Raw genomic sequence first — 1,598 nt, forward strand, 5'->3', positions numbered from 1 at the left:
GTTCCAATGGCCACTCCAGTGTTCGACGGTGCCAAGGAAAGCGAAATCAAGGCCATGCTGAAACTGGCGGATCTGCCAGAAAGCGGCCAGATGCAGCTGACCGACGGCCGTACCGGCAACAAGTTCGAGCGCCCGGTTACCGTTGGCTACATGTACATGCTGAAGCTGAACCACTTGGTAGACGACAAGATGCACGCTCGTTCTACCGGTTCGTACAGCCTGGTTACCCAGCAGCCGCTGGGTGGTAAGGCGCAGTTCGGTGGTCAGCGTTTCGGGGAGATGGAGGTCTGGGCACTGGAAGCATACGGTGCCGCTTACACTCTGCAAGAAATGCTCACAGTGAAGTCGGACGATGTGAACGGCCGTACCAAGATGTACAAAAACATCGTGGATGGCGATCACCGTATGGAGCCGGGCATGCCCGAGTCCTTCAACGTGTTGATCAAGGAAATTCGTTCCCTCGGCATCGATATCGATCTGGAAACCGAATAACACGTGACGCGAATCGAGAGCGGGGCAGGATTGCCCGCTCTCTGCTCCGCCAGGAGGAAAGGCCTTGAAAGACCTACTGAATTTGCTGAAAAACCAGGGTCAAGTCGAAGAGTTCGACGCCATCCGTATCGGATTGGCATCGCCTGAGATGATCCGTTCGTGGTCGTTCGGTGAAGTTAAAAAGCCGGAAACCATCAACTACCGTACGTTCAAGCCTGAGCGTGACGGCCTGTTCTGCGCCAAGATCTTTGGCCCGGTAAAGGATTACGAGTGCCTGTGCGGTAAGTACAAGCGCTTGAAGCACCGTGGTGTGATCTGCGAGAAGTGTGGCGTTGAAGTCGCGCTGGCAAAAGTTCGTCGTGAGCGCATGGCGCACATCGAACTGGCCTCGCCAGTTGCCCACATCTGGTTCCTGAAATCGCTGCCGTCCCGTATCGGCTTGCTGATGGACATGACCCTGCGTGATATCGAACGCGTTCTCTACTTCGAGAGCTATGTCGTTATCGATCCAGGCATGACCACCCTTGAAAAAGGTCAGCTGCTCAACGACGAGCAGTACTTCGAAGCGCTGGAAGAGTTCGGCGACGATTTCGATGCCCGCATGGGTGCCGAAGCTGTCCGCGAACTGCTGCACGCTATCGACCTGGAACACGAGATTGGCCGCCTGCGTGAAGAAATTCCGCAAACCAACTCCGAAACCAAGATCAAGAAGCTGTCCAAGCGTCTGAAGTTGATGGAAGCCTTCCAGGGTTCCGGCAACCTGCCAGAGTGGATGGTGCTGACCGTTCTGCCGGTTCTGCCGCCAGATCTGCGTCCACTGGTCCCGCTCGATGGCGGTCGCTTCGCGACTTCCGACCTCAACGATCTGTATCGTCGAGTGATCAACCGTAACAACCGCTTGAAGCGCCTGCTGGATCTGTCCGCTCCGGACATCATCGTGCGCAACGAAAAGCGTATGTTGCAGGAAGCCGTCGACGCACTGCTCGACAACGGTCGTCGTGGCCGCGCTATCACCGGCTCCAACAAGCGTCCTCTGAAATCCCTGGCTGACATGATCAAGGGTAAGCAGGGTCGTTTCCGTCAGAACTTGCTCGGTAAGCGTGTTG

The 1,598-nt window shown here is 56.2% G+C and carries 1 protein-coding gene and 1 pseudogene; both read left to right on the top strand.

What is annotated here, in order from left to right; all coding sequences use genetic code 11:
• On the top strand, positions 1–492 hold a 492-nt coding region (locus ACXRVY_RS28150), incomplete at its 5' end, for a DNA-directed RNA polymerase subunit beta (protein ID WP_458238849.1).
• A gap of 64 nt (positions 493–556) precedes the next feature.
• Positions 557–1,598: pseudogene (locus ACXRVY_RS28155) on the top strand (DNA-directed RNA polymerase subunit beta'); the annotation flags it as partial.

It is taken from the genome of Pseudomonas sp. P5_A2_2, from assembly GCF_054177685.1.